2 protein-coding genes are annotated in these 2,062 nt (G+C 54.1%); both read right to left on the bottom strand.

What is annotated here, in order from left to right; all coding sequences use genetic code 11:
* The coding region (locus FBQ85_29665) for a phosphoenolpyruvate carboxylase (protein ID MDL1879298.1) at positions 1–1,002 on the bottom strand (1,002 nt) is incomplete at its 3' end.
* Positions 1,003–1,258: 256 nt separating this feature from the next.
* A partial coding sequence (locus FBQ85_29670) for a UDP-N-acetylglucosamine 2-epimerase (non-hydrolyzing) (GenBank protein MDL1879299.1) occupies positions 1,259–2,062 on the bottom strand: 804 nt, incomplete at its 5' end.

Consider the following 2,062-nt stretch of genomic DNA (forward strand, 5'->3'; position numbering starts at 1 on the left):
CAATGTTATACGCTGGCGATCCGCGTGCAAAGCTTGTAGCAACGGCGCGGGTACCTCGAGCAAACGCGACGATAAGCTCAATTCTTCGCGCAGCGCACGCAATTCTTTTGCGTAGAGTTTGATCACGGCAGCGCGCAGCAGCGCCAGCGTGTTTTGCGTCACGTCCGGCGTGACGAAAGGATTGCCATCGCGGTCGCCGCCGATCCAGGAACGGTAGCGCAAAATCGCAGGGAGATCGACCTCGGTTTGATAACAGGCGGCAAGCGCGGCGCGCAGATCACGATAAATCCGCGGCACGGTTTCCCAAATCGCGTTGGTGAGAAAATGCAGGCCGTGTTGCACTTCGTCTGCTACCGAAATTTTTTCCGAGCGAAATTCGTCGCTCACCAGCAGCAGGCAAATCTTTTCGTAGATCGCGCTGATTTTTGCATCGCGTTCCGCCGGAGTCAAATCGCTTTGCTGCAACTGTTCGAGCAAATGGGCCAGACTTCTCTGTTTCACCAAAATCGCGCGGCGCCGCGCTTCGGTGGGATGGGCGGTCAGCGTCGGCTGAATATCGAGGCGCGCAAGCAGCGCCAAAACCTCGTCGCGAGTATAGCCGCTTTGATTCAGGAAATGAATGGCTTCGGCAAGTGATTCCGTGCGCGGTTGCGCAGCGGTACTGCGGCGCTCACGCTCGCGATTGATGCGCACGATTTCACGCTGTTCGGCTTTATTGACGAGATGAAAGAATGTCGTGAACGCGCGCAACAGCCAGAGAATTTCCTCCGGCTTCAATTTGCTGATCTCGGCGGCGGCTTGTTGCCAATGCTGCGGATGGTCTTCGAGATAAACCGCCTTGCAAAGTGTGCGCAGCTTCTCCACCTGCTCAAACGAAGCTTTGCCCACGACTTCGCGAATGGCATGGCCCAACAATTCGCCCAACAGGTTGACTTGCAGGCTCAACGGTTCGGATATGCCGGTACCTTCGGCGGTCGCCATCAGGCCCTGCCAATGTTTCATGAGGCGTTTTCTCCAATTGTCGATCGTTCAAATTTGCCGCATGAGAAAGCCACCACCCGGGCGGTTCCTTCAAATAAAAATTATTGAAACAATGTTCAAAATTCAAAGATCATTGTCAAATGGAGGGCGCCAAAAAGAAAGCCGAGCAAACTCGCCGGCAAATTTATTTGCGATTCGAAAGGCGGTAAGTTTGTTCGGCTATAAAAACGATTGCGAAGAAGACTTCAGCCGGCTTTAGCTGGCTTCAGCTTTGAGCCTACGATTTGAATCGCAGGCTTTCTTTCTCCAAAAGAATTTTCACAATCCTCTCCGCGGCGCGGCCGTCCCACAACTCGGGTTTGCGGCCCTGCTTGCCGTTGCCTGCCAAAATTTTATAACTCTCTTCGAGAATGCGTTCACGCGACATGCCGATCAAAACATTGGTTCCTTCGGTAACGGTGATGGGGCGCTCGGTGTTCTCGCGCACGGTAATGCACGGCACACCCAGCACCGTGGTTTCTTCTTGAATGCCGCCGCTGTCCGTGATCACCAACCGCGCGTGCGCCATGAGCTTGAGAAAATCGAGATAGCCGAGAGGATCGGTGAGCATCAGATTTGGCGCGTGCGCAAGCTTGTCGTCGAAGCCAAACAGCTTCATTTGCTTGCGCGTGCGCGGATGCACCGGAAAAACCAGCGGCAAATCCCGTTGAATCTGGAACAAAGCCTGCAGAATGTTGTCGAGATTCTCTTTGACGTCCACGTTGCTGGGACGATGCAAGGTAATCAGACCATAACGCCCGGCTTCCAGCTTCAGATCGCCCAGAATCGGCGAGCGTTCGGCATGCTCGCGATGCTTCACGAGCGAGTCGATCATAACATTACCGACGAAATGAATTTTCTCTTCGGCAACACCTTCGCGCAGCAAATTCTCTTTGGCCTCGCGCTCGGTGAGAAAAAGATAATCCGAGATTTGATCGGTCAAAATGCGGTTGATCTCTTCGGGCATGGTACGATCGAACGAACGCAGGCCGGCTTCGACGTGCACGAGTTTCACGCCCATTTTTACCGCCACCAGGCCGCA

It is taken from the genome of Cytophagia bacterium CHB2, from assembly GCA_030263535.1.
Taxonomy (GTDB): domain Bacteria; phylum Zhuqueibacterota; class Zhuqueibacteria; order Zhuqueibacterales; family Zhuqueibacteraceae; genus Coneutiohabitans.